Source organism: Nonomuraea sp. NPDC026600 (assembly GCF_040638335.1).
Taxonomy (GTDB): domain Bacteria; phylum Actinomycetota; class Actinomycetes; order Streptosporangiales; family Streptosporangiaceae; genus Nonomuraea.
Window position 1 is genome coordinate 1 of record NZ_JBEZYD010000023.1, and the last position, 22,018, is coordinate 22,018.

General features: G+C 69.3%; 23 protein-coding genes. 7 read left to right on the forward strand and 16 right to left on the reverse strand.

What is annotated here, in order from left to right; all coding sequences use genetic code 11:
- Positions 1–1,146: 1,146 nt before the first annotated feature.
- A complete protein-coding gene (locus AB0F17_RS39675; RefSeq protein WP_358033882.1) occupies positions 1,147–1,368 on the reverse strand; it encodes a DUF397 domain-containing protein in 222 nt (73 codons plus the stop codon).
- Positions 1,355–2,176, reverse strand: a complete 822-nt coding sequence (locus AB0F17_RS39680; protein ID WP_358033885.1) for a helix-turn-helix transcriptional regulator — start codon at positions 2,174–2,176, stop codon at positions 1,355–1,357. The genes AB0F17_RS39675 and AB0F17_RS39680 overlap by 14 nt, the downstream gene beginning before the upstream one ends.
- A gap of 150 nt (positions 2,177–2,326) precedes the next feature.
- Here AB0F17_RS39680 and AB0F17_RS39685 point away from each other — a divergent pair, with 150 nt between their 5' ends.
- Positions 2,327–2,719: a hypothetical protein gene (locus tag AB0F17_RS39685; protein WP_358033888.1), complete on the forward strand. Its 393-nt coding sequence runs from the start codon at positions 2,327–2,329 to the stop codon at positions 2,717–2,719.
- A gap of 112 nt (positions 2,720–2,831) precedes the next feature.
- Positions 2,832–3,365: an ATP-binding protein gene (locus AB0F17_RS39690; RefSeq protein ID WP_358034354.1), complete on the forward strand. Its 534-nt coding sequence runs from the start codon at positions 2,832–2,834 to the stop codon at positions 3,363–3,365.
- 380 nt (positions 3,366–3,745) lie between these two features.
- Here AB0F17_RS39690 and AB0F17_RS39695 read toward each other — a convergent pair whose 3' ends face one another.
- From AB0F17_RS39695 to AB0F17_RS39705, 3 genes are read right to left on the reverse strand one after another with little or no spacing between them, the layout of a single operon-like run.
- The gene (locus tag AB0F17_RS39695; protein WP_358033891.1) at positions 3,746–4,120 is read right to left on the reverse strand and encodes a hypothetical protein; all 375 of its coding nucleotides are present in this window, start codon (positions 4,118–4,120) and stop codon (positions 3,746–3,748) included.
- Positions 4,121–4,166: 46 nt separating this feature from the next.
- Complete coding sequence (locus AB0F17_RS39700; protein WP_358033895.1) at positions 4,167–5,495, reverse strand: hypothetical protein; 1,329 nt, start codon at positions 5,493–5,495, stop codon at positions 4,167–4,169.
- The gene (locus AB0F17_RS39705) at positions 5,492–6,709 is read right to left on the reverse strand and encodes a hypothetical protein (RefSeq protein WP_358033897.1); all 1,218 of its coding nucleotides are present in this window, start codon (positions 6,707–6,709) and stop codon (positions 5,492–5,494) included. Before AB0F17_RS39705 ends, AB0F17_RS39700 begins: the two co-directional genes overlap by 4 nt.
- Before the next feature lie 101 nt (positions 6,710–6,810).
- On the opposite strand from AB0F17_RS39705, the gene AB0F17_RS39710 reads away from it, so the two are divergent.
- The 4 genes from AB0F17_RS39710 to AB0F17_RS39725 are packed head-to-tail and all read left to right on the forward strand — an operon-like array spanning position 6,811 to position 10,135.
- Positions 6,811–7,578 carry an ATP-binding cassette domain-containing protein gene (locus tag AB0F17_RS39710; RefSeq protein WP_358033899.1) on the forward strand — a complete coding sequence of 256 codons (768 nt, stop codon included), beginning with the start codon at positions 6,811–6,813 and terminating at the stop codon, positions 7,576–7,578.
- A 5-nt stretch (positions 7,579–7,583) separates the two neighbouring features.
- Positions 7,584–8,531, forward strand: coding sequence for an ABC transporter permease (locus AB0F17_RS39715; RefSeq protein WP_358034357.1), 948 nt, complete (start codon positions 7,584–7,586; stop codon positions 8,529–8,531).
- A gap of 10 nt (positions 8,532–8,541) precedes the next feature.
- A complete protein-coding gene (locus AB0F17_RS39720) occupies positions 8,542–9,498 on the forward strand; it encodes an ABC transporter substrate-binding protein (RefSeq protein WP_358033901.1) in 957 nt (318 codons plus the stop codon).
- Between the two features lie 19 nt (positions 9,499–9,517).
- Positions 9,518–10,135 carry a TetR/AcrR family transcriptional regulator gene (locus AB0F17_RS39725; RefSeq protein ID WP_358033903.1) on the forward strand — a complete coding sequence of 206 codons (618 nt, stop codon included), beginning with the start codon at positions 9,518–9,520 and terminating at the stop codon, positions 10,133–10,135.
- 34 nt (positions 10,136–10,169) lie between these two features.
- On the opposite strand, the gene AB0F17_RS39730 is transcribed toward AB0F17_RS39725, so the two are convergent.
- The 5 genes from AB0F17_RS39730 to AB0F17_RS39750 all read right to left on the reverse strand — a co-directional run bounded on the left by AB0F17_RS39730 (position 10,170) and on the right by AB0F17_RS39750 (position 13,641).
- Positions 10,170–10,436, reverse strand: a complete 267-nt coding sequence (locus AB0F17_RS39730) for a hypothetical protein (RefSeq protein ID WP_358033905.1) — start codon at positions 10,434–10,436, stop codon at positions 10,170–10,172.
- A gap of 70 nt (positions 10,437–10,506) precedes the next feature.
- Positions 10,507–11,358 (reverse strand): helix-turn-helix transcriptional regulator, encoded by an 852-nt coding sequence (locus AB0F17_RS39735; RefSeq protein ID WP_219529548.1) that lies wholly within the window; start codon positions 11,356–11,358, stop codon positions 10,507–10,509.
- Between the two features lie 56 nt (positions 11,359–11,414).
- On the reverse strand, positions 11,415–11,675 hold the full coding sequence (locus tag AB0F17_RS39740) for a hypothetical protein (protein ID WP_358033908.1): 261 nt from the start codon (positions 11,673–11,675) through the stop codon (positions 11,415–11,417).
- A gap of 83 nt (positions 11,676–11,758) precedes the next feature.
- Positions 11,759–12,778 (reverse strand): phosphotransferase family protein, encoded by a 1,020-nt coding sequence (locus AB0F17_RS39745; RefSeq protein WP_358033912.1) that lies wholly within the window; start codon positions 12,776–12,778, stop codon positions 11,759–11,761.
- 56 nt (positions 12,779–12,834) lie between these two features.
- Positions 12,835–13,641, reverse strand: coding sequence for a GNAT family N-acetyltransferase (locus AB0F17_RS39750; protein WP_358033915.1), 807 nt, complete (start codon positions 13,639–13,641; stop codon positions 12,835–12,837).
- 65 nt (positions 13,642–13,706) lie between these two features.
- Between AB0F17_RS39750 and AB0F17_RS39755 the strand changes: the two genes are divergently transcribed.
- Positions 13,707–14,657 carry an ROK family protein gene (locus AB0F17_RS39755; RefSeq protein WP_358033919.1) on the forward strand — a complete coding sequence of 317 codons (951 nt, stop codon included), beginning with the start codon at positions 13,707–13,709 and terminating at the stop codon, positions 14,655–14,657.
- 65 nt (positions 14,658–14,722) lie between these two features.
- On the opposite strand, the gene AB0F17_RS39760 is transcribed toward AB0F17_RS39755, so the two are convergent.
- The 6 genes from AB0F17_RS39760 to AB0F17_RS39785 are packed head-to-tail and all read right to left on the reverse strand — an operon-like array spanning position 14,723 to position 21,975.
- Positions 14,723–15,856 carry a methyltransferase domain-containing protein gene (locus tag AB0F17_RS39760; RefSeq protein WP_358033922.1) on the reverse strand — a complete coding sequence of 378 codons (1,134 nt, stop codon included), beginning with the start codon at positions 15,854–15,856 and terminating at the stop codon, positions 14,723–14,725.
- Positions 15,856–16,011 (reverse strand): hypothetical protein, encoded by a 156-nt coding sequence (locus AB0F17_RS39765; RefSeq protein WP_358033925.1) that lies wholly within the window; start codon positions 16,009–16,011, stop codon positions 15,856–15,858. Before AB0F17_RS39765 ends, AB0F17_RS39760 begins: the two co-directional genes overlap by 1 nt.
- Before the next feature lie 52 nt (positions 16,012–16,063).
- On the reverse strand, positions 16,064–17,797 hold the full coding sequence (locus tag AB0F17_RS39770; protein ID WP_358033928.1) for an acyclic terpene utilization AtuA family protein: 1,734 nt from the start codon (positions 17,795–17,797) through the stop codon (positions 16,064–16,066).
- 10 nt (positions 17,798–17,807) lie between these two features.
- Positions 17,808–18,593, reverse strand: a complete 786-nt coding sequence (locus tag AB0F17_RS39775; protein WP_358033931.1) for an enoyl-CoA hydratase-related protein — start codon at positions 18,591–18,593, stop codon at positions 17,808–17,810.
- Positions 18,590–20,446 (reverse strand): biotin carboxylase N-terminal domain-containing protein, encoded by a 1,857-nt coding sequence (locus AB0F17_RS39780; RefSeq protein WP_358033933.1) that lies wholly within the window; start codon positions 20,444–20,446, stop codon positions 18,590–18,592. The genes AB0F17_RS39775 and AB0F17_RS39780 overlap by 4 nt, the downstream gene beginning before the upstream one ends.
- On the reverse strand, positions 20,443–21,975 hold the full coding sequence (locus tag AB0F17_RS39785; protein WP_358034359.1) for a carboxyl transferase domain-containing protein: 1,533 nt from the start codon (positions 21,973–21,975) through the stop codon (positions 20,443–20,445). Before AB0F17_RS39785 ends, AB0F17_RS39780 begins: the two co-directional genes overlap by 4 nt.
- Positions 21,976–22,018 lie beyond the last annotated feature (43 nt).

Sequence of the window (22,018 nt, forward strand, 5' to 3'; positions counted from 1 at the left end):
CGGCCCCACCTACTCGACGGCTGTCTCGCCCAGACCGGCCTGATAATCGAACACCCCTTGAACACATGACCGACCCTACGAATTCAGCCTGTGTAGGCGATGTCGTCGGCATAGAGTTCGGCGGCCAGGCCGGTGGTGAAGCGTTCGAGGGCGGCCTCACATATGCCGTACACCATGCTGCCGAAGCCGGGGTGGGGCCGGGCGGGAACGTCGGGTGGCGGGCCGCGAGGGGGAGATGTTGAGGATCCAGCCCTGGCGGCGTTCCCGCATTCCGGGGATGACGCGGCGCTACGGGTCAGAAACAGCCGAAGGGGTACTTTCTTACGTTGAGCACCCGCACGCGTCGCCGGTCGTAGTGGGCTCTAGCGCCTCGATCTTTCGCGAGCTTCGTGTGTTCGGCTGAAGGTTTGATTTCGCGTTGTGGTTAGCGTGGGTGCCCAGCTGTCGCGCTGGGTGGGCGGGGTTCCACGGGCTCGCGGTTGTCCCTTCTTCGTTGTCAGGGCGGTCGCGGCTAACCGGCCGCCCCACGCGCCCTGCGGGCAAGGACGGCACAGTGCCTGGGCCACGGCTTGGTCGTCAAGGAGTGCCCGCGCCCAAGGCCAGGGTAAAGGGGAATCCCTGGGCCCCGTTGGCGGCCTGCGTAGGCTCGGCCACCATCAGATCAGACCGGCTCGGAACTACTGGGTCCGCCGGTATCGGGCCGTCTCTGGGCCGTCCGAGGCAGGATAACGATGACAGACGTTGATCGGAAATGACGGCTGCGGCCCATGTCAGCGCTACCTCCGGCACTTGCTCTCCAGGTCGATGAAGCGGCCTGACAGTCTCTCAAGAAGAAGATGGCCTGATCTTTCCCTCGTGAAGGGCCGCCCTCGGGCGGCGGTTACGCGGGTTCAAGAAAGCCAAGGCGTGCTGGGAAGGGTCACGACTCGCTTCGTGTGCTGCTGAAGCTGTCACCGTACCGCAGGCAACTGGTCGCCGACTTCATCACCGGCGCCGCCTGCCTGGACGGAACCGTGACGCCTCGCAGGCGGGGAAGCCTCAAGGGTGATCTTCATGCTCCATCCCTCTTATCGCACGCGAATCATGGGGCGGAGCCGGCGGTCGGGGAACCTGGAGTCCAGGTTCCCCGTCGCCTACAGCGTTCGATCAGGCGATGTCGAATTCGCCGTCGTTGGCGCCTGCGAGGAAGGCGGTCCACTCCGATGGGGTGAAGACCAACGGTTGGTCGGAGCGGTGCCGGGAGTTACGGACCGCGATCACCCCTGGCAGGTTGGTGGCGACCTCTACGCAGTTGCCGCCGTCCCCGCCGCTGTGGCTGCTCTTTCGCCATTCGGCGTGCTGGAGGTCGGGGGCGTCAATGTGGGCCATGCGTCATCACGTCCTTGATGATGTTCAACGATAGATGGTGCGGATAGGCCTCTGAGCGGACGCAATCGTAACGCCGCAGGACGCCGGAGATAATGGCCCGATCCTCATAAGCTCGTCCGTGTGGTTGCGACTCCACATACACCGTCGATGGTGTCCCGTGTCGCTCGGCGATGATCAGTCCGCCAAGCAGCCCCGCGTATGCCCCGGCGTTGTACGGCACGACCTGTACGGAGATCTGGCGATGCTGAGCCAGCTCCAGGATGTGGGCGAGCTGGTCGCGCATCACCTCTGCGCCCCCGACCGGCCTGCGCAGGACTCCCTCGTCCATGATGGCGGTGACCGTCGGCGGCTTGTCCCTCGTCAAGACCCTCTGACGTCGCATGCGGGCTTCGGTGCGTTCGTCCACCTCCTTGGGGGTGATCCCGGGCTCGGCGGCGAACAGTGCGCGCGCGTAGGCCTCGGTCTGCAGGAGCCCGGTTACCAGCATCGGCTCCCAGCTGCGTAGCGCTGTGGCCTCCTGCTCCTCATCGAGCCACGCGCGGAAATGTTCGGGGCTGCCGGCCCAGGTCGTGCGCACGTACAGCTGGCCGAAGTCCTCGACGCCGAACTCGGTATCGAGGAGGTCGGCGAGGTGCTGCGTCGGGCGGCGCCGACCCTGCTCGATCATGCCGATCTGGCTTTCGGAGTAGCCGAGCCGGTCGGCCAGATCGCGTTGTGTCAGCCCGCCCGTGGTGCGGAGCCGCCGCAGGAGGTAGGCGAACGCGGCTCGTGGGCTCTCGTCCGGGTCAATCTCCTCTGTTCTGGACACGGACCTCCGATCGTAACTCTCCGCGCTGAAATAGATACGCAGCGAGCCTACAAAGAGTGTGGTGTGCCTGTGGGGTGATTCTGCTGTCACTCTCTGTTCGCGATCGTCATTCTGGTGAGGGCCAACCCACCCGGAGAGCGAGGTAAGAACGTGAACGCCCACAAGCCCACCGTCCAACCTGTGGGCGCGCAGCCGACCTCATCACTCGCGCAGGAGCGCGCCGCCGAGCTCATCCAGACCCTTGCTCGCCAGCACAACATCCCTGCGTTCGCCCTGCCGCTACGAGACGACCAGGTCATCATCTCGATCTACATCGGCCTACTGGTCCACACCGACGGGACTCGGCTCTGGTGGCTCGTCCCCAACGCCCGTGGGCGCCCCACGCCGCTCTGGACGTACGCCGCCACTGTGCAGGCCGCGGCGGAACGGCTCGCCGCCCATTACCACGAACTGGGCAGTCGCCCCTTGGCCGAGTTGCTACCCGCCACTGGCAGGGAGATAGGGCGCGGAGCCGCCTGCCTCGCCCACAACCCGCGCCCATAGACGCTGGCGGGCCCCGTCGTTGGGCACGCGGATGCCCCCGTGGTGCCCGTATGCCTGACGGGGGCTACCAGTGCATTCATTCACAGTCACCGATACTGAACGGTACGTGTCCATGGCGTTCACGCTCAGCTTCCTCAAGCGCTTCCGTAGGTCTTTCCGCAGGTCAGATGCTGCGCCCAAGTGCCTCTACCATCCGCCGACGTGGTCCCTGGACGGCCTGACGGCGAGCCCCGTGCATGTCGAGCAGGCCCTGCACTGGGACCTGCCTGATGATCCAGCCATCATCGGGCAGGCTCGCGATCTGGTCCGCGACACCCTCACCTCGTGGAATCAGCACGACCTGATCGACGACATCACTCTGGTCATCAGCGAGTTGGTCACCAATGCGCTGATCCACGGAGCCCCGCCGATCAGGCTGTGCTTGGGCCTAACCCCCGAGGCGGTGACCGGGCACGTCTATGACCAGGGCGCTGGACGACCTCGATGTCTCACGGTCCGACACGATTCAGACCATGGCCGCGGCCTGTCGATCGTGGCTGCTCTCACGGACGAATGGCGGTACGAACTGGCCCCCTGCGGTATGGGGAAGACCATCTGGTTCAGCCGCACTCTGGAACCCGCATCCCCGCCACCACATTCCACGTAAGAGTCCGGTGGCAGAAGAAGACATGCCCCAAGGGACTGTAAGAAGAAAACCGTACGGTTCCGACGCCGCCATCCTCCATTTGCCGTCCTCCTTGACGTAGGCGGTGCTCCACGCCTGTTGGGGGCATTCCGGTGCCTGGCCAAGCTTGCTAACGAGTGCACTCCCCGCCCGTAAGGGTGAACCCGACGGGCCGGTGGCGGCGACTTCGTCGCCTCCGCGCTCTTCACGCCCGTGGGTTGGTATGGCCGATGCGGTCGCTGAGGATTTAGATCGCCGTGAACGGCGAGCCGGTCGTGTTCGGGTCCGTCGAGGAGGCCAGGAGCGCCGGAATCGAGACCGTCTTCCAGGGCCTCGCGCCATGCTGACCGATCGCGCGCCGGTCAGCCGGTGATCGGCGCGTTCACGGTCAGCGTCTCCTCGCCAGCGGGCCCGTCCAGCCGGATCGAGAGCTCCCAAACGCCGGTCATCGGGAACAGCTCGCCCTCGGCGACGAAGTGGCCGGGTTCCGGCTCCCTGGCGGTGATCTCCGGCATGGCGTGGCCCATCGCGGGCATCACCGCGGACACGGCCACGCCGTCCGGGTCACCCGAAGTCATCCGTACGTCCACGGAGACGCGTCCCGTGGTCGGCCGGTCGATCACGACGGTGGCGGTGTAGCGCGCTCCCCTCGTGGTCAGCCGGAGTGGGTCGGGGACCGAGCTCCTGCCCACGATGAGGAACGCCGTCACCGCCACCGTGAGGACCGCGACGGCCACGGCCGCCCGCCTCACGACGGGCTACCCGATACCGTGACGTCCCGCCTCACGACGGGCTCCCCGATGCCGTGACGTCGACGGTGAAGGGCACGGTCACGATGCGGTCGGCGGTCGCGTACTGGACCCAGGCGAAGTACCGTCCCGCCGACGGGAAGCTGAAGGTGAAGCTGAGCCGGGGGCCGGGCGAGCCCATCTCGTGCACGTGGCCGAGGAAGGTGCCGTCCTGGCTGCGTGCGATCAGATGGCCGGTCATGCCCAGCCAGGGGCGTACGGTGCCTGATGTGCCGAGTTCGATCGTCGTCGGGCGGCCCGCGATGGGAACGGCGGGCCGCAGGACCGGCGGGGCGGCCCCAACGGGCGTCTCCGCCACGACAGACGAGGCGGACGCGACAGGGTCGCCGCCGACGCGGAACTCCCCGGTGACGAGCTGCCCGCCGGAATCCTCACGCTCCATCTCGGCATAGGCCAGATACCGGCCCGGCCGGTCGGTTCGCATCTTTACCTCCAGCCGCCCTGGTGCCGTGCGCAGCGGATGTACGTGGCGGAAGTAGCGTCCGTCCTCGCTGGTCACGATCACGTGGGCGAGGGCCTCGTGGTGCAGGGTGAGATCGTCCACGGGCCGCCCGGTGGATCCGTCGATGAGGTCGAACCGCAGCGTGAACTCCGCTCCGGAGGCTGGGTGAGCCGGGGCCGTCACCACCCGGCTCTGCACGAACGGGCGCCCGCCGGCCTGTGCCCCGGCCGCCGCCCCCACAGTCGCCCCTGCAGTCGCCGCCACCGTGGGCGCGGCGCCGTCGGGCGGGGCGGCGGGCAGCATCGGCTCGAAGATGACGGCCATGGCGGCTACCGTCAGCCCGATCGCGGTGCCGCCGGCCAGCAGCATCGCCGGACCTGGACGGGCCAGTGCTCCGCTGAGCAGGCCACCCACCATCAGCAGGGCCGCCACGAGCAGGCCGCCGTAGATCAGCAGCTCTCCGGCCGATCCGCGGTCCACAAGGACGCGGAACGGCACCACGGCGACCTCGTTCCCGGCCCGCAGCGTGAGCTCGTGCGGGCCGGTCGTGTCCACTTTGAGCTGGATGTACTGAGGGTCCCGCGCGGCCCGCGCCACGCCCGTCACCGTACGGCCGTCCGCGACCGAGCGCACCTCCAGGCCGACCGGCAGGTCGGTCACCGGCTGGAAGGCGATGACACCGATCTGCAGCGGCCCGGGCACCCGCTTCGTCCCCTTGATCACGATCGTGAGCTCCGCGCCCGCGATCGTCTGGGCGATCCGCAGATCCGCTCCGGCTGTGACATTGTGCGCGGCGGCCGGAGCGGCGCCCGCCAGCGTCAGGACGGCGGCGAGACAGAGGACCCGGAGGACTCGGATCATGCCCGGTCGGCGTCGGCCGCGCTGGGCGCAACGGCCTCGGCGTCGGCCGCGCCGGGCGGAACCGGCTCGGCACTAACCGTGCTGGGCGGGACCGGCTCGGCAGCGGCCGCGCCGGACAGAACCCGCTCGGCAGCGGCCCCACTGAGCGGAGCCGGCTCGGCGGTGACCGCGTTGGGCAGCAACAGCACCCCGAGCGCCAGCCCGATCAGCCCGGCCACGATCGGCGCGCCGGTCCACAGCTCGGGGACGGCGGGCAGCCCGCCGACCGCCACCGAAGCGGCCCCGATGTACATCGACCACGTGAGGAACCCCGACAACCCGGCGAACGCCCAGTAAGCCCCCCGTCGCCCACCCGAGGGCCGCAGCCAGCGGATCAGCAGGTCGCTCACGAGACCGGCGGCCACGAACGTCAGCAGGACCGGCAGGTTCTCGAACGCGGTCTGCGCGCCCGACATCAGGATGCCCACCGCATGCAGGATGGTCACGCTGCCGAACGGCAGGCGCCAGCGACGCGCCAGCAGCAGCACGGGGGCGAGCGTGACGACGTTGCTGATGACCATGGCGCTTGCCAGCCGGTCGGCACGCGTGCCCTCCACGGCGGAGAAGGCCTCGACGATGCCCCGCGCGCTCCACTGCAGGGAGTCGGCGTACCCCAGGAACAGCGACACCAGCGTGGTGGCGAACGCCAGCCCGATCAGCGCCGGGAGCAGCCGGCCGAGGGAGGGCCGGGAGCCCAGGTCGGGGGCGTTCCACGCGGAGCGGAGCGGGGTGGTGATGATGAGCATCATCGTCACGATCAGCCCGAGATGCGAGGGGCTGAACAGGATGTCGATGGTGGTCTCGATGCCGAGGAAGGTATGCCACATCAGGTCGAAGAGACCGAAGACGGCGAACGCGGGTATCGCGAGCAGCCCGGCCAGATAGCCCGTGGGCACCGCCGCTACCCCTTGGCGGCCGGTCCGGACGTTACGCCACACCTGCCAGATGATCCAGCCGGAGACCGCGGCGAACCCCGAATAGAACGCCGCGTGCCACGGCGTGAAGAACGTCTCCAGCTGCGTCAGGTTCGTGTGCGCCCACGCGTCGATCATCAAACCGATGCCGAACCAGACCCCCAGCAGCGCGGTGACCAGGTCCGTCCTCGGTGACACCCACCCGCGTTGCTCCCCCGAGTCCGCGAGTAATCGCCGTATTCCGGCGTTGTCCATAGTCATGTCGAGACTCCTCTCTTCTAGATCAAATCTTGGCAGACGTAGCTGGCAGTCGCGAAGATCGGGGATTGACAACGATGTCAGCCCCGGCGCTTGATAGTCCTATGTCGTCCGCACCGCTGCTGGAAGCCCGCGGGATCGTCAAGAGTTACGGCCAGGTCGAGGCGCTGCGTGGCGCGGACTTCACCCTGTTATCCGGCGAGGTCGTGGCGCTGATCGGCGACAACGGAGCGGGCAAGTCCACGCTGGCGAAGATCCTCTCGGGCGCCGAGCGGCCGGACTCGGGGGAGATCGCCGTGGACGGCGAGCCGGTCGCGTTCGGGTCCGTCGAGGAGGCCAGGAGCGCCGGGATCGAGACCGTCTACCAGGACCTCGCGCTCTGCCCGGACCTGAGCCCGGCGGGCAACTTCTTCCTCGGCAGGGAACTGCTCAAACCGGGCCTGCTCGGCCGGCTCGGCGTGCTCGACAACGCCGCCATGCGCGGCCGTACCAAGGAGGCCTGTGAACGGCTCGGCGTCCAGCTCAAGTCACAGGTCGCGCCCGTCTCCACGCTGTCGGGCGGGCAGCGGCAGGGCGTCGCGGTCGCGCGCGCGGTGACCTGGGCCAAGCGGGTGGTGTTCATGGACGAGCCGACCGCCGCGCTGGGCGTCCTGCAGACTCAGCGGGTGCTCGACCTCATCCGCGGCGTCCGCGACTCGGGCGTGGCCGTCGTGCTGATCAGCCACAACATGCAGGACGTGAAGGCCGTCTCGGACCGGGTCGAGGTGTTGCGGCTGGGCCGCCGGGTGGCCAGGTTCGACACGGCCAGGGTGTCCATGGAGGACCTGGTCGGCGCCATGACGGGCGCGATCGAGCACGAGAACGGCAGGTGAACGCCATGGACCGGGTGCGGCTGCGGGACCGGCAGGTGGTGTGGATCGCGGCCGTGCTGGCCCTGCTGCTGGTGACCTTCTCGGTGCTGCGGCCGGACAGCTTCGCCACCTCCTTCAACCTGCTGAACCTGGTCAGCGACGCCGCCATCCTGCTGCTCCTGGCCACCGGCATGACGTACGTGATCATCACGGCGGGCATCGACCTGTCGGTCGGCGGAGTGCTGGTGTTCTCGGCCGTGGCCGCGACGAAGATCATGGAGGCCACCGGCTCGCTCCTGCTCGGCGCGGCGACCGCCGTACTGACCGGGCTGGTCTGGGGCCTGCTGAACGGTTTCCTGGTCGCCAAGGGCCGTATCCCGGCGCTGATCGTGACGCTCGGCACGCTGGGCATGTCGCTCGGCGGCGCGCTGCTGCTGACGGGCGGCGTGGACCTGCGCGCGCCCGGCGACCTCAACCTCGGCCTGGGGCTGGCGCGCTGGCTCGGCGTGCCGCAGATCGCGTGGATCTGCGCCGCGATCACCGCCGTCCTCGCCCTCGCGCTGGCGCGCACCCGCTTCGGCCGCCACACGTACGCGATCGGCTCCAACGCCGAGGCGGCCCGCCGCGGCGGCGTGGCGGTGAACAGGCACCTGATCAGGGTGTACGGCCTGGCGGGGCTGCTGGCGGGCCTCGCCGGATACCTGTCGCTCGCCAAGTACGGGATCACCGGCGTCTCCGCCCACTCCACCGACAACCTCCAGGCCATCGCGGCCGTGGTGATCGGCGGGACCTCGCTGTTCGGCGGCGTCGGGACCGTGGTCGGGACGGTCATCGGGGTGTTCATCCCGGTGGTGCTGCAGAACGGGTTCCAGATTCTCGGGGTGCGGCCGTTCTGGCAGCAGGTGGTGGTGGGCGCTGTGCTCGTCGCCGCCGTTTATGTCGACCAATGGCAGCGCGGCAGGCGCGACCAGTAAGGAGACGACCATGCGCAAGGCTTTGGCACTCGCGACGCTGTTGCTCACCGTCGCGGCCTGTGGTGGTGGGACGACAACCCAGGGTGGCCCCATCAAGGTCACGCTCATCCAGGGCCTGGCGGGGGAGGAGTTCTACGAGACGATGGCGTGTGGCGCCAAGGCCAAGGCCAAGGAGCTGGGCGTGCAGCTCGACGTACAGGGGCCGCAGAAGTTCGATCCGACGCTGCAGACGCCGATCGTCAACTCGGTCATCGCCAGTAAGCCGAGCGCCATACTGATCGCGCCGACCGACGTGAAGGCGCTGATCGCGCCGCTCACCCAGGCCAAGCAGCAGGACATCAAGATCATTTTAGTGGACACGGTGGTCGATGATCCGAGCATCGGCCTGTCCAGGATCAGCAGCGACAACGTCAAGGGCGGCGCCGCCGCCGCGAAGGCGCTGGCCGAGCAGATCGGCGACAAGGGCAAGGCGCTGGTCATCTCCACCGACCCGGGCGTCAGCTCGGTGGACGCCCGGATCAAGGGCTTCGAGGAGGAGATCAAGGCGAGCCACCCGGGGATCTCCTACCTTGGTGTGCAGTACTCGCACAACGACGTCAGCGAAGCCTCCAAGATTGTCAACGCCGCGCTGGCCAAGGACCCGGACCTGGCCGGGATCTTCGCCACCAACCTCAACTCGGCCACCGGCGCCGGCTCCGCGCTCCAGCAGGCCGGCAAGCTGGACAAGGTGAAGATGGTCGGCTTCGACGCCGGTCCCGCACAGGTCAAGCAGCTCCAGGACGGGGTCGTGTCGGCCCTGATCGCCCAGTTGCCCGGCGAGATCGGCGCGAAGGGCGTCGAGCAGGCCGTCGCCGCGGTGAAGGGCCAGCAGGTCACCGCCTCGATCCCGACCGACGCCACGATCGTCACCAAGCAGAACCTGAACAGCCCCGAGATCCAGAAGGTGCTCTACAAAGCGGGCTGCTGAAGGCCGATAGGCTGGCCCGGTGCGGAGGACGAGCCGGGCCGAGCAGGCTGACCAGCGCAGGGCGGAGCTCCTGGAGGCCACCCGCAAGGTGGTCCTGGAGCGCGGCCTGGCCAACACCCGGATCGCCGACATCGCCAAGTCCATCAACGTCAGCGGCGGCCTGATCCACTATCACTTCGCCACCAAGGAAGAGCTGATCACCGCCATGCTGCGGGCCACCCTCGACATCGAGGGCGGCCGCCTGGCGGAGCTGGTGGCCGGCCCCGGCACCGCGATCGACCGCCTGGACCGAGTCCTGCGCTACTACATCCCCGAGTCCCGCTCCGACCAGAGCTGGCTCCTGTGGATCGACGCCTGGAACACCGCCCTCCGCGAGCCGACGGTCAGTGAGATCATGCTGGACCTCGAATCGGCCTGGCTGGCGGCCCTGACCCAGGTCCTCGCCGAGGGCACGGAGTCGGGCGAGTTCAGCTGCGCGGACCCGGCGGCCTCGGCCGAACGCATCGACGCCATGCTGGACGGCCTGATCATCCGCTACACCCTCCATCCGGAGGTCCTGACCCGCGCGCGCCTGCTGGACCACGCGCGTACGGCGGCGGCCAGAGAAGCCGGCATAGAGCCGACGGCCTTCACATAGGAAGGCGCTTTCCCAGGTGGCCTAAAAAAAGGACCTAGGCCGGCAGCGCGGCCAGGAGGAAGGCGAGGCGGGCGGCGGCACCTTCGACGTCGTCCGTCGTGCCGAGCCGGTAGCCCCACGAGGTGATGAAACTTCCACTCTCGGAGAGGGTGACGGTCTCGGCGAGGGTGGTGGAGAAGCGATTGCGCACCGACACATAGGCGGGGTCGCTGGAAAGAGCGAGGTTCTGTACCGCCAGGTCGGCGTGGCGACCCGCGTACCACGCGAACTGCTCAAGGTTGAGCGCGGTATCAAGCATCATGCGTCACCTCCGCAACGTCTCCGCGACAGAATTGCACGATCTTGTGGCGGGAGGCAAGCAATTGCGGCGGTTAATGTGAGGATTGTTTTCGATAATCGTCAAGAATGCTGATGATGACGTCCCGGCCGCCCTCGTCGAACTCCGCGCACTTGGCGTAGTCCTCGAAAGCCCGCACGTAGAACGCGATGTCGTCGGGGTCCCGCAGCACCAGGTCCTTCGTCATGGTGGCCAGGCCGATCATGGCCTCGTTGTAGATCCAGAACCCGTTGATCGGCGACGAGGGGATCTCGGTGGTGAACGGGATCACCCCGAACTCCACGTTCGGCAGCGTGCTGACCGCCAGCAGCCGGTCGAGCTGGCCGTGCATGACGTCGAGCGGGGCGATCCGGGTGCGCAGCGCCGACTCCGTCACCACGAACCTGAACGTGCGGCTGCGGTCATAGAGGATCTCCTGGCGCTGCATCCGTACCCGGACCGCCGCGTCGATCTGGTCGGCGGCGCTGTAGAGGCGCTTGACCTTGCGAAACACGTGCCTGGCGTACTCGGACGTCTGCAGCAGCCCGATCACGATCGACGGCTCGAACACCCGGAAGAGCTTGGTGCGCGCCTCCAGATCCCGGATGTCCTCCTGGAGCGCGGCCAGGCCGCTGCGGTGCCGCTGTTTCCAGTCGTCGTGCCGCTCCAGCAGCGCGATGGACTGCCTGATCAGGTCGTCGGCCGTATCCGGAGGCGCGTTCACGGCAGCCGCCCAGACGACCACGTCGTCCTCTGTGGCGGTCTGCCGGGCGTTCTCCAGGCGCGACACCTTCGACGGCTGCCATCGCAGCCTTTCGGCCAGCTCTTTGCCCGAAAGGTGAGCGGTCTCGCGCAACTGGCGTAGCTGGCTGCCGAGGTCGATGCGCGCCTGCTGAAACGACGTCACCGCCTGAGGCTAGACGGGGTTGCGTGGATCATGCCAGACCCGGTTTGCAATTGTGATCAATCGGTCGCGAAGGGTGTCCCGTCACCGCTTGGGAAAGCGGTTACCGGAGTATCGGACAGGACCCGGCGGGCTATTTCGGTGATGAGCTCGCGGGGAACCTCCACCGCCGTCTCGCCGTCGAGCACGTCGCGGAGATCCGCGAGCGCTTCTTTGTCGGTGAGTTCGAGGCCCTGGATGACGATCGTGCCCCGGTCCGTCTCGTACAGGGTGGGGCAGGCGCCCGCCTCCGATGTGGAGCCGAGGAACCGCATGCGCATGACTATCCTTCCCCGAGTATTGCAATTGCGCGCAATTGTACGACTCGGGCGGATATATGTGATCGTTTTAGGAAAATAGGTAGTTAGGGACGGTCGAGAAGTCCCCCCATGAACTCCTGGGCTCTCGCGAACAGGGCCAGCGTGGTGGCGTGCAGCAGGTCGCCGATGTCCTTGGGCGCCTGGCCCGAGAAGGCCCTGGCATGGCTGCCCTCCAGCACGATGCCCAGCTTGAAGCAGGCCAGCACGGCGTACCAGGCGATGGCCGACAGGTCGCGCTCGGACAGCGCCGCGTAGTAGGCGACGAGTTCGCCCGGCTGCGGCAGGCCCGGGACGTGGTCGTTGTTCGACGGCCAGGTGGCCAGCAGCCAGCCCAGGTCGAGCAGCGGGTCGCCGATCGTGCACATCTCCCAGTCGACGATCGCCGCCACGCGCGGGCCGTCGTGGGCGAACATCAGGTTCGCGAAGTGGTAGTCGCCGTGCATGACCCCCGGCGTGAACGTCGCGGGCCGGTGCCGCTCCAGCCACTCGGCCGTCTCGGCGAGATGGGGGATGTCGGGTCCGGGGTAGCCGTCGAGGCGGCCGTAGGAGTCGAGCTCCTTGAGCCAGCGCGGCACCTGCCGTTCCAGGAACCCGTCGGGCCGGCCGAAGCCGGGCAGCGCGGCCGGATCGACGCGCCCCAGCTCGGCCAGCGCGGCCGCCGCCTCCAGTCCCATCCGGTGCCGGATCGCCGCATCGGAGGCGTGCGGCTCCGGCAGCCCGGTCGACGGGTTGAACCCGTCGACCGGCTCCATCAGGTAGAAGACCGGCTCGTCCGCCGTCTGCGCGGCCACCAGCCTCGGCGCGGGCACCGGCGTGTCACGCAGCACCGCGAGCACCCGCGCCTCCCGGCGCAGCACCTCGTTGCTCTTCTGCCGCGCGTGCCGGGGAGGTCTGCGCAGGATGTACGGGATGCCGCCGCGCTCGAAGCGGACCATGACGTTCTGCGTGCCGCCGAGGACCGGGACGGCGCCGCTGATGACGCCGCCCGGCAGGCCCTGGGCGTCCATCCAGGAGCCGAGCGAGCCGAAGTCGATGGCGCCGACGTCGATGTGGGTGGAGGTCATCGCCGCCCTTTTGTAGAATGATGTTCTAGTACCCTATGAGACCCCTGTTCGAGCGGTCAACCGAGCGCCTGCATGAACGGCAGGAACTGCCGGCTCCTGTCGCCGGGGAGCTCGCCGCCCAGCACCATGAGCGAGACCTGCCACGGGTTGCCGATGCCGTGCTCACCCGCCCACCTGACCAGGCCGTCCTTGGCCAGGTCGAGATCCAGTCGCACGACGCCGCCTACGTGCAGGGCCAGGTCGCCGATCAGCGCCTCGGCGGTCTCCTGGTCCCGCGCCACGACCGGGCCGATGACGACGTTGTCGTCGTTGCGCCACGCCTGGCCGAAACCGCCTTCGGCGACCCGCACCTGCTCCCCGAAGCCGGACATGCGGCGCAGCAGCGCCGACCGGTCCGTGCCGAACGCCTCCGCGTCCAGCGCCAGGATCGCGTCGAGGTCCTCCGCCGTGGCGGGCCGGGTCCTTCCGGAACGCTCGCCCCGGAAGACGCCGGTGTGCTTGGCGACCCTGCCGACGGTACGGAAGCCGAGCCGCTCGTACAGCGGGCGCCCGTTCTCGGTCGCGTGCAGTGCGACGACGCGGTCTCCCGCCTGCTGCAGCGCGTGCTCCATCAGCTTGCCCGCCAGCCCCTGCCTGCCGTATCTGGAGGCGGTGAGGACCATGCTGATCACGGCGTGGTCGTGGCCGTAGCGGGTCAGGATGGTCGTCGCGGCCAGGCCGTCCCCGTCGGGCGCGTCGATCCCGTACACCTCGCCGACCTCGAACAGCAGCCCCCACTTGTGCCGCTCGGGCGGCCAGTCGCGGTCCTGGGCCAGCCGGGTGCAGTCGTCCAGGTCGGTCAGGGAGAGCAGGCGCGGGTTCATGGCGGACATCCTGCTGGTTCCCGGCTGCTCGTTCAAAACGATTTACTGGGAGTGTGGAGTGTGTTGTGGCGGTTGATGTGGGTGGGACGACGATGAAGGGCGGCCTCGTCGGCCGTGACGGGGCGCTGCTTCATGTGGAACGCCGGGCCACGCCGCGCGCCGAGGGCCCGGAACGGGTGATCGCCGCCATCTCGGCCTTCGTCACGGACCTGTCCCGGCCGCGCCGGGTCGGCTCGGACGGTGGTGTTCTGGAGCCTGTCGCGGTGGGGCTGGCCGTGCCAGGGCTGGTGACGGCGACGCACGCGGTGTTCTCCGCCGCCCTCGGCTGGCGTGACGTCCCCATGGAGGCGTTCGCCCAGGTGAGCCTGCCGGTCGCACTCGGCCACGACGTCCGTTCGGCGGGGGAGGCCGAACTGGCGTACGGCTCCGGAAGGGGCACGAACGCCGACGTCCGCATGGGCTCGACTACCAGCACGGACACGCCCTCCGGCTCCAGCATCGGAGATGTGCTGTATCTCCCCATTGGCACGGGTATCGCGGGCGCGGTGGTCCTGTCCGGGCGTCTGTACGGCGGGGCGGCCGGCTGGGCGGGCCAGATCGGCCACATTCCGGTATGGCCCGACGGCGTCCTCTGCGCCTGCGGCCAGCGCGGCTGCCTGGCGGCGTACGCCTCGGCCTCGGCCATCGCGGCCCGCTGCGGCGAGGACTCCGCCGCCGACGTGGTCGCCCGCGTGGCGACGGGCGACGCTCAGGCAACAGAGGTGTGGAACGAGGCAGTGGAGGCGCTGTCCCTGGCCCTGGCGACGTACACCCTGCTGCTCGACCCCGCCCTGGTCGTCATCGGCGGCGGCCTCTCGCTGGCGGGCGACACCCTGATCACACCCCTCCGCACCCGTTTGTCGGCCCTGCTCGCCTTCCGCCATCCGCCCGCCCTGCGCGCCTCCGCCCTCGGCGTCCACGCGGGCCTCATGGGCGCGGGCCTCCTGGGCTGGCGTGCCCACGAGGACCACGCATGAACTGCTGAGTGCGGTCGGCGAACGCCGCGCTACCGGTCACCACGAGTGTCCGGGATCCTGCTTGGTCAGCCCACGACACGCTCTGGTGTGTCCAGCCAGATGCGCTGGCCCTCGGCGGTGACCGTCATTCCGAAGCGGTCACGACCGGGCTCGCCCCAGCTCACCCACTGGAAGTAAGCGTCTACGGCCTCCTGCCAGACGGCACGGTCGCCGATCTGGAAGGCCTCGTACTCCTCACGCTTCGGTTCCCAGCTCGCCGCCGCCCACTGGTCGCTGCCGCCGATCACCCACATGCGGAAGAAGTCATCACGCCGGTAGGTGGCCGAGCGGAGCCCGGTCAGCGCCGAGATCGCCAAGTCGGCTCCGGCAGAGGCGTGGGCGATGGCGCGCGGATCGATCCTGGTCTGGAACTCACGAGCCGATGCGGGGTCGACGTCGCTGAGTTCGGCTGGGCGCTGAGAGCGCATCATCATGTACGAGGCGAACCCCGGGAAGCGGCCGGTCGCCGTACCGTCCGGACCGACCACCAGCCGAAGCGCGTGGTCGGTGCCGAAGCCGGGGCAGTACGGAGCCACGATCACCGCACTGGGCCGGGACTGCTCGACCCAGGCGTAGGGCACGGTGTGGATGCCGCAGGTGACATGCACCCGGTCATAGGGGCCGCCGTCAGGCAGGCCGTCGGCCCCGTCGCCGGTGATCAGGTGCGGCTGCACCCCGGCGGCGGCGAGGTTCTTGGCGGCTCGCTCGGCGACGGCGGCATCCACCTCGATCGACGTCACGCTGCCCTGCTCACCGACCAGGTGAGACAGCAGGGCGGCTGTCCAGCCGGTGCCGGTGCCGATTTCCAGGATCCGATTGCCAGGGTCGGGGTCCAGGAGCTCCAGCAGGTGCGCGACTGTGCTGGGAGCCGAGGACGACGACGTGTACTGCCTGGACGCGGCCCTGATATCGGTCTTGCCGTCGTCGAGCTGGGTGACGATCGAGTGCTTGGAGTAGACGGTCTCCCACCACCGGCCGGGATCGGCATCACGGTCGATGATGAACGGCTCGTCTTCGTCTGCGGCGGCCAGCGCCACGGCTGGGATGAACAGGTGGCGGGGCACCGCGCGGATCGCCGCCTTGACGGGCTGCCCGATGTCCCCGCACACGTCGGCGTGATCGATCAGTCGCTCGATCCGCTGAATGGTGTCGTCGTCCATTACTTCTGGCCGTCTTCGGGATCCTCGGCGTGTGAGCCGCCGGGCTTGCGCAGCTGGTCGAAGTTGCTTCCGAGATCGGGCTTGAACGGCTCGTCCTTGGGGCTCTTGGGGTCTTCGTGCTTGCCCACGTTGATCTCCTTCTCCTCACTGGCCATCCCGTCGTAACTGTACGACTACAGACTGAGACCAGGCAGGCGGATTGCGCCCTCAGGGCAGCAGCGTCGCCGGCACGTCGATCGGCTGGGCGCGCAACTGCTCGCCGAGGGCCTTGGCCTGGGGATCCATGCGGGGGCTCGCCGCCACGCCCCTGCCCAGCAGGCCGTGGACGACGAAGTTGAGCGCGTGGAGGTTCGGGAGCTCGTAGCGGGTGATCCGGTAGGCGGCCAGGTCGGGGAGGAGCTCCTTGAGGCGGTCCGTCGTCAGGTACGCCGCCAGCCAGTCGTATCGCTCCGCCGTGTCGACCCAGACGCCCAGGTTGGCGTTGCCGCCTTTGTCTCCGGAGCGGGCGCCCGCTATGCGGCCCAGCGGTGTGCGGACAGTGGGCTGGTCGTCTGTGGCGGGCGCCGGGGGCCGCCCCGCGTCGTCGGCCCACCGTGGTCGCGCGAGTGAAGGGGCGGGGGTCGGCATCTCCTCATGGTTCGCGAACGATGGCGCCTGCTCGTCGTCCACGGGCGGTGACATCTCCTCTCCGTCCAGAAAGACGCGAGCCCGCACCTCCGTGGCCGGTACCAGGACCGGCCAGTACACCCCGTACGGCGACGCGTTGCCCGGCGGCGTGAGGCCGTAGAAGCCGGGGTAGCTGGCCAGCCCCGTCTCCACCACGGCCGAGGAGAAGGCGCGGCCGGCCCGGCGCTGGTCGGCGTCCATCACCGTGATCCGCAACAGCCCCCCGTCCGCCAGTGTGACGTCCACCGAGTCGAACGACTCCCGGGGGATCCTCGCCCAGAGCGCCTCCTCCGCCAGGCGGGCCTTGGCCTCGAGGTCCAGGCCCGTCAGCACCAGCGTCATCGTGTTGCGGTATCCGGCCAGGTAGTTCACCGCGACCTTGAGCGTGCCGGGCGGCGGCTCACCGCGTACGCCCGAGACGCGGACCCGGTCGGGGCCGTCGTCCGACAGCGTGATGGTGTCGAAGCGGGCCACCACGTCCGGCCCGAGGTAGCGCGGCCCGGCGATCTCGTAGACGAGCTGGGCCGTCACCGTGCCGATCGAGACCAGGCCGCCCGTCCCCGGGTGTTTGGTGATCACGGAGGAGCCGTCGGCGTGCAGCTCGGCGATGGGGAAACCGCAGTGCGCCAGATCCGGTACGTCCTGGAAGAACGCGTAGTTGCCGCCCGTGGCCTGGCAGCCGCATTCGATGATGTGGCCCGCGACCACCGAGCCTGCCAGGGGATCGAGGTCGTCGGGCCGCCAGCCGTACCGCCAGATGCCGGGGCCCGTCACCAGGGCGGCGTCCGTGACGCGGCCCGTCACCACGATGTCGGCGCCCGCAGACAGGGCCGCCGCGATCGGGCGCCCGCCCAGGTAGGCGTTGGCGGTCAGGGGCGGGGCAGGCGGCTTCTCGCCGGTGTCGGCGTTGGTCAGGTCCAGGTCGCGGCCGATGAGGTCGTCGCCGGTGACGTGGGCGACCTTGGGGGAGAGGCCGAGGCGGGCGGCGAGCTCGTGTACGGCGGCGGCGCACCCGGCCGGATCCAGCCCGCCGGCATTGGTCACGATTTTTATGCCTCTGTCGAGACAAGTGGCCAGGACCTCTTCGAGCTGCGCCAGGAACGTCGGCGCGTAGCCGGGGCGGCCCTTGAGGCGGTTCCCGGCCAGGATGAGCATGGTCAGCTCGGCCAGCCAGTCGCCCGTGAGGACGTCGATCGGCCCGCCCTCGACCATCTCCCGCGCGGCCGACAGCCGGTCACCGTAGAAGCCGCTGCAGTTGGCGATGCGCAATGACATGAAGGAGACCTCACATGGTGCCGGGAACCCACTTGGCCGGACGCTTCTCCATGAAGGCCGCGATGCCCTCCTGGCCCTCCTCGGAGGTGAAGCGCTGGGCGGAGAGCGCGGTCATCTGCCGCAGCCCCTCCTCGAACGACACTCCGGGCAGCTCCCTGACCAGCCGCTTCGTGATGGCCAGCGCCTCGGGACCGCCCTTGAGCAGCATTCCGGCGTAGTGCTGTACCGCCGCGTCGAGCTCCTCGGCGGGTACGGCCCGCGTCAGCAGCCCGATCTCCACCGCCCTGGCCGCGTCGAACACCTCGCCGGTCAGGAAGTACTCGGCCGCCGCCCGGGGATCGAGCCTGCGCAGGACCGGCACGGAGATCATGGCGGGCACGACGCCCAGCCGTACCTCCGTGAACGCGAAGGAGGCCGTCACCGGCGCGATCGCGAAGTCGCACGCGGCCACCAGGCCGAGCCCGCCCGCGCGCGCCGTGCCGTTCAGGCGGCAGATGACCGGCTTCGGGCTCTCCCAGATCAGCGCGAGGATCTCCGGGAACGACGCCGTCACCGGCGCGTCGCCGACCCCGGAGGCGGGCTCGACGCGCTGCTCCTTCAGGTCGGCGCCCGAGCAGAACACCGGGCCCGCGCCGGTCAGCACGATCACCCGGACGTCCGGCTCGGTCAGCGCCCAGTTCAGCCGGCGTTCGAGGTCGCCGAGCAGCCGGACGGACATCGCGTTCCTGTTGGGCGGCGAGTCCAGCGTGATCGTCGCGATGCCACCGGCCAGCTCCTTGTGAACCAGGCTCGTCATGGATTCCCTTCCTGGATGATCGCCAGCACGGCTCCCGCCTCGACCTGCTGTCCCTTCTCGACGTGTACGCCGGAGACGACCCCGTCGGCGGGCGCGGCGATCTGATGCTCCATCTTCATCGCCTCCAGCACCAGCACCGCCTGGCCTTTCGTCACGCGGTCACCCGGCTCGACCTCGACGCGCAGCACGCTACCCGGCATGGGAGCGAGGAGGGAGCCCGGGGTGACCTGCTCGACGGGTTCGGGCAGGCGGGGCGCGGGCGTCAGCTCGACGGAGCCGCCGGGGGAGTCGACGCAGACCTTCCCGTCGTGGTGGGCGATGTCGAAGGCATGCCGTACGCCACCACGTTCCAGGACGATCCGGTACGGCTCCGCGGTGATCAGCTCGATGCCGTCGGGGAGCGGCTGGTAGACGACCTCGGCCTCGTCGAAGACGGCCCGCAGGGGCTGCGATCGGACATTCCGCCAGCCGGTGGGCAGGCTGCGCAGGACCGGCGCGGCGGCCCGGTTGGCGGCGGCCTGCGCGAGGGCGGCGGCCAGCACGGCCAGCTCGTCGATGGGGCCGGTGCCGCTCAGGTCGTGCTCATCGAGGAATCCGGTATGCGTGTCACCCGCCCTGAAATCCCGATTTTTCAGTACGTTCAGCAACAAATCACGGTTGGTGGTGAGGCCGTGGATCCGTGCGCGTCGCAGCGCCGTCGTTAGCTTCCGTACGGCCTCCTCCCGAGACGAGCCATGAGCGACCACTTTGGCGAGCATCGCGTCGTAATGAGGGGAGACGACCGACCCGGCCTCCACTCCCGAGTCGACCCGTACGTCCCCGGGCACCTCGAAGCGGCGCAGCGTCCCCGTCTGAGGCAGATAGTCCCCGTCCTCCGCGTACAACCGCACCTCGACCGCATGCCCCTGGGGTGACGGCGCGGAGGCGGGCAGCGCCGCCCCCTCGGCCACCTCGATCTGCAGCCGCACCAGATCAATCCCGTAGACCAGCTCGGTGACCGGATGCTCGACCTGGAGCCGGGTGTTCATCTCCAGGAAGGCCACCTGATCCCCCTTGACCAGGAACTCCACGGTCCCGGCCCCGACGTACCCGATCTTCCTGGCCGCCCGGCCCGCCGCCGCGCAGAGCTCGTCCCTGACCTGCTGGGTGATGCCCGGCGAGGGGCACTCCTCCACGACCTTCTGGTGCCGCCGCTGGATGCTGCACTCCCGCTCGCCGAGCACCCACACGGTCCCGTGGCGGTCGGCCAGGATCTGCACCTCGACGTGCCTGGCCCCTTCGAGCAGCGGCTCGACGAACACGGTCCCGTCACCGAACGCCGCCTCGGACTCGCGCCGCGCCGACGCGATCTCCCGCTCCAGCGCGCCGGCGTCGCGCACCACCCGCATGCCCCGCCCACCGCCACCGGCGGACGCCTTCACCAGCACGGGGAACTCCGTGACGGCCGCCGAGAGCGACGGCAGCACCGGCACCCCGGCCTCGCTCATCAGCCGCTTGGCCTCGATCTTCGATCCCATGGCCGCGATGGACTCCGGCGACGGGCCGACCCACACCAGCCCGGCATCCAGCACGGCCCGGGCGAAGTCCGCGTTCTCGGAGAGGAACCCATATCCCGGGTGCACGGCGTCGGCGCCCGTCGTCCGGCAGGCCGCCACGATCCGTTCGATGTCCAGGTAGGTATCCGCGGGTTTGGCGCCGCTCAGCCGTACCGCGAAATCGGCCTCGGCCACGTGCGGTGATCCGGCGTCGGCGTCGGAGAAGACGGCCACGGTCTCGATGCCGAGCGACCGGCAGGTGCGGAAGACGCGCCGGGCGATCTCGCCCCGGTTCGCGACGAGCAGGCGGGTGATCACGGGCGGAACACCCCGAATCCCGCAGTCTCGGGCACCGCGGCACTGTTGATCGCCGACAGGCACAGCCCCAGCACGGTCCTGGTGTCGCGCGGATCGATCACCCCGTCGTCGTAGAGCCGCCCCGACAGGAAGAACGGCAGCGACTCCGCCTCGATCTGCGCCTCCACCATGGCCCGCATGGCCGCGTCGCCCTCCTCGTCGTACACCTGGCCGCGGGCCTCGGCCGACGCCCGCCCGACGATCGACAGCACCCCGGCGAGCTGCGCGGGCCCCATCACCGCGGACTTGGCGCTCGGCCACGCGAACAGGAACCGCGGATCGTAGGCCCGCCCGCACATCCCGTAGTTGCCGGCTCCGTAGGAGGCGCCCATCACCACGGTGAGGTGCGGCACGGTCGAGTTGGACACCGCGTTGATCATCATCGCGCCGTGCTTGATGATGCCGCCCTGCTCGTAGTCCTTGCCGACCATGTAACCGGTGGTGTTCTGGAGGAACAGCAGCGGAGTACGCGACTGGTTCGCGAGCTGGATGAACTGGGTCGCCTTCTGCGATTCAGCACTGAACAGCACACCTCTCGCGTTGGCCAGGATCCCCACCGGATAGCCGTGCAGCCGCGCCCACCCCGTCACCAGCGACGCCCCGTACAGCGGCTTGAACTCCTCGAACTCGCTCCCGTCCACGATCCGCGCGATCACCTCGCGCGGATCGAACGGCACCTTCAGGTCCTGCGGCACGATCCCGAGGAGCTCCTCCGCCGGATATCCGGGCTCTCGCACGGTCAGCGGGGCGGTGCCGAGCTTGCGCCAGTTCAGGGACCGGACGATCTGCCGCCCGATCCGCAGCGCGTCGTGCTCGTCGAGGGCCAGGTAGTCGGCCAGGCCGCTGGTGCGGGCGTGCATGCCGGCCCCGCCGAGCGACTCGTCGTCGGACTCCTCGCCGGTCGCCATCTTGACCAGCGGCGGCCCGCCGAGGAACACCTTGGCCCGCTCCTTCACCATCACCACGTAGTCGCTCATCCCGGGCACATAGGCCCCGCCGGCCGTGGAGTTGCCGAACACGAGCGCGATCGTCGGGACCCCCGCCGCCGACATTCGCGTCAGGTCGCGAAATATCCGCCCACCCGGGATGAAGATCTCCTTCTGCGTCGGCAGGTCCGCGCCGCCGCTCTCCACCAGATTGACGTACGGCAGGCGGTTGCTCAGTGCGATGTCGGCGGCCCTGAGCGACTTCTTGAGCGTCCACGGGTTCGACGCGCCGCCTCTGACCGTGGGGTCGTTCGCGGTGATCACGCACTCGACGCCCTCGATCACCCCGATCCCGGTGACCACGCTGGCGCCCACCGGGAACTCACTGCCCCACGCGGCCAGCGGCGACAGCTCCAGGAACGGCGAGTCGGGATCGACGAGCAGCTCGATCCGCTCGCGGGCCAGCAGCTTGCCGCGTTTCCGGTGCCGCTCCACGTACTTGCCGCCGCCGCCCGCGACCGCCTTGGCCTGCTCGGCGTCGAGCTCTTCCAGCTTGCCCAGCATCGCCGCGCGCCGCTCCTGATAATCGGCGCCGCTGGGATCGAGC

What these genes read in the sequence shown, in the direction of transcription:
- AB0F17_RS39700 (WP_358033895.1), bottom strand. Translation starts at nt 5,495, where the DNA reads ATGATCCGAGTCCTCCGGGTCCTCTGTCTCGCCGCCGTCCTGACGCTG.
- AB0F17_RS39740 (WP_358033908.1), bottom strand. Translation starts at nt 11,675, where the DNA reads ATGCGCATGCGGTTCCTCGGCTCCACATCGGAGGCGGGCGCCTGCCCC.
- AB0F17_RS39720 (WP_358033901.1), top strand. Translation starts at nt 8,542, where the DNA reads ATGCGCAAGGCTTTGGCACTCGCGACGCTGTTGCTCACCGTCGCGGCC.
- AB0F17_RS39730 (WP_358033905.1), bottom strand. Translation starts at nt 10,436, where the DNA reads ATGATGCTTGATACCGCGCTCAACCTTGAGCAGTTCGCGTGGTACGCG.
- AB0F17_RS39750 (WP_358033915.1), bottom strand. Translation starts at nt 13,641, where the DNA reads ATGAACCCGCGCCTGCTCTCCCTGACCGACCTGGACGACTGCACCCGG.
- AB0F17_RS39765 (WP_358033925.1), bottom strand. Translation starts at nt 16,011, where the DNA reads ATGGCCAGTGAGGAGAAGGAGATCAACGTGGGCAAGCACGAAGACCCC.
- AB0F17_RS39775 (WP_358033931.1), bottom strand. Translation starts at nt 18,593, where the DNA reads ATGACGAGCCTGGTTCACAAGGAGCTGGCCGGTGGCATCGCGACGATC.
- AB0F17_RS39675 (WP_358033882.1), bottom strand. Translation starts at nt 1,368, where the DNA reads ATGGCCCACATTGACGCCCCCGACCTCCAGCACGCCGAATGGCGAAAG.
- AB0F17_RS39770 (WP_358033928.1), bottom strand. Translation starts at nt 17,797, where the DNA reads ATGTCATTGCGCATCGCCAACTGCAGCGGCTTCTACGGTGACCGGCTG.
- AB0F17_RS39705 (WP_358033897.1), bottom strand. Translation starts at nt 6,709, where the DNA reads ATGACTATGGACAACGCCGGAATACGGCGATTACTCGCGGACTCGGGG.
- AB0F17_RS39715 (WP_358034357.1), top strand. Translation starts at nt 7,584, where the DNA reads ATGGACCGGGTGCGGCTGCGGGACCGGCAGGTGGTGTGGATCGCGGCC.
- AB0F17_RS39785 (WP_358034359.1), bottom strand. Translation starts at nt 21,975, where the DNA reads ATGCTGGGCAAGCTGGAAGAGCTCGACGCCGAGCAGGCCAAGGCGGTC.
- AB0F17_RS39690 (WP_358034354.1), top strand. Translation starts at nt 2,832, where the DNA reads ATGGCGTTCACGCTCAGCTTCCTCAAGCGCTTCCGTAGGTCTTTCCGC.
- AB0F17_RS39760 (WP_358033922.1), bottom strand. Translation starts at nt 15,856, where the DNA reads ATGGACGACGACACCATTCAGCGGATCGAGCGACTGATCGATCACGCC.
- AB0F17_RS39710 (WP_358033899.1), top strand. Translation starts at nt 6,811, where the DNA reads ATGTCGTCCGCACCGCTGCTGGAAGCCCGCGGGATCGTCAAGAGTTAC.
- AB0F17_RS39745 (WP_358033912.1), bottom strand. Translation starts at nt 12,778, where the DNA reads ATGACCTCCACCCACATCGACGTCGGCGCCATCGACTTCGGCTCGCTC.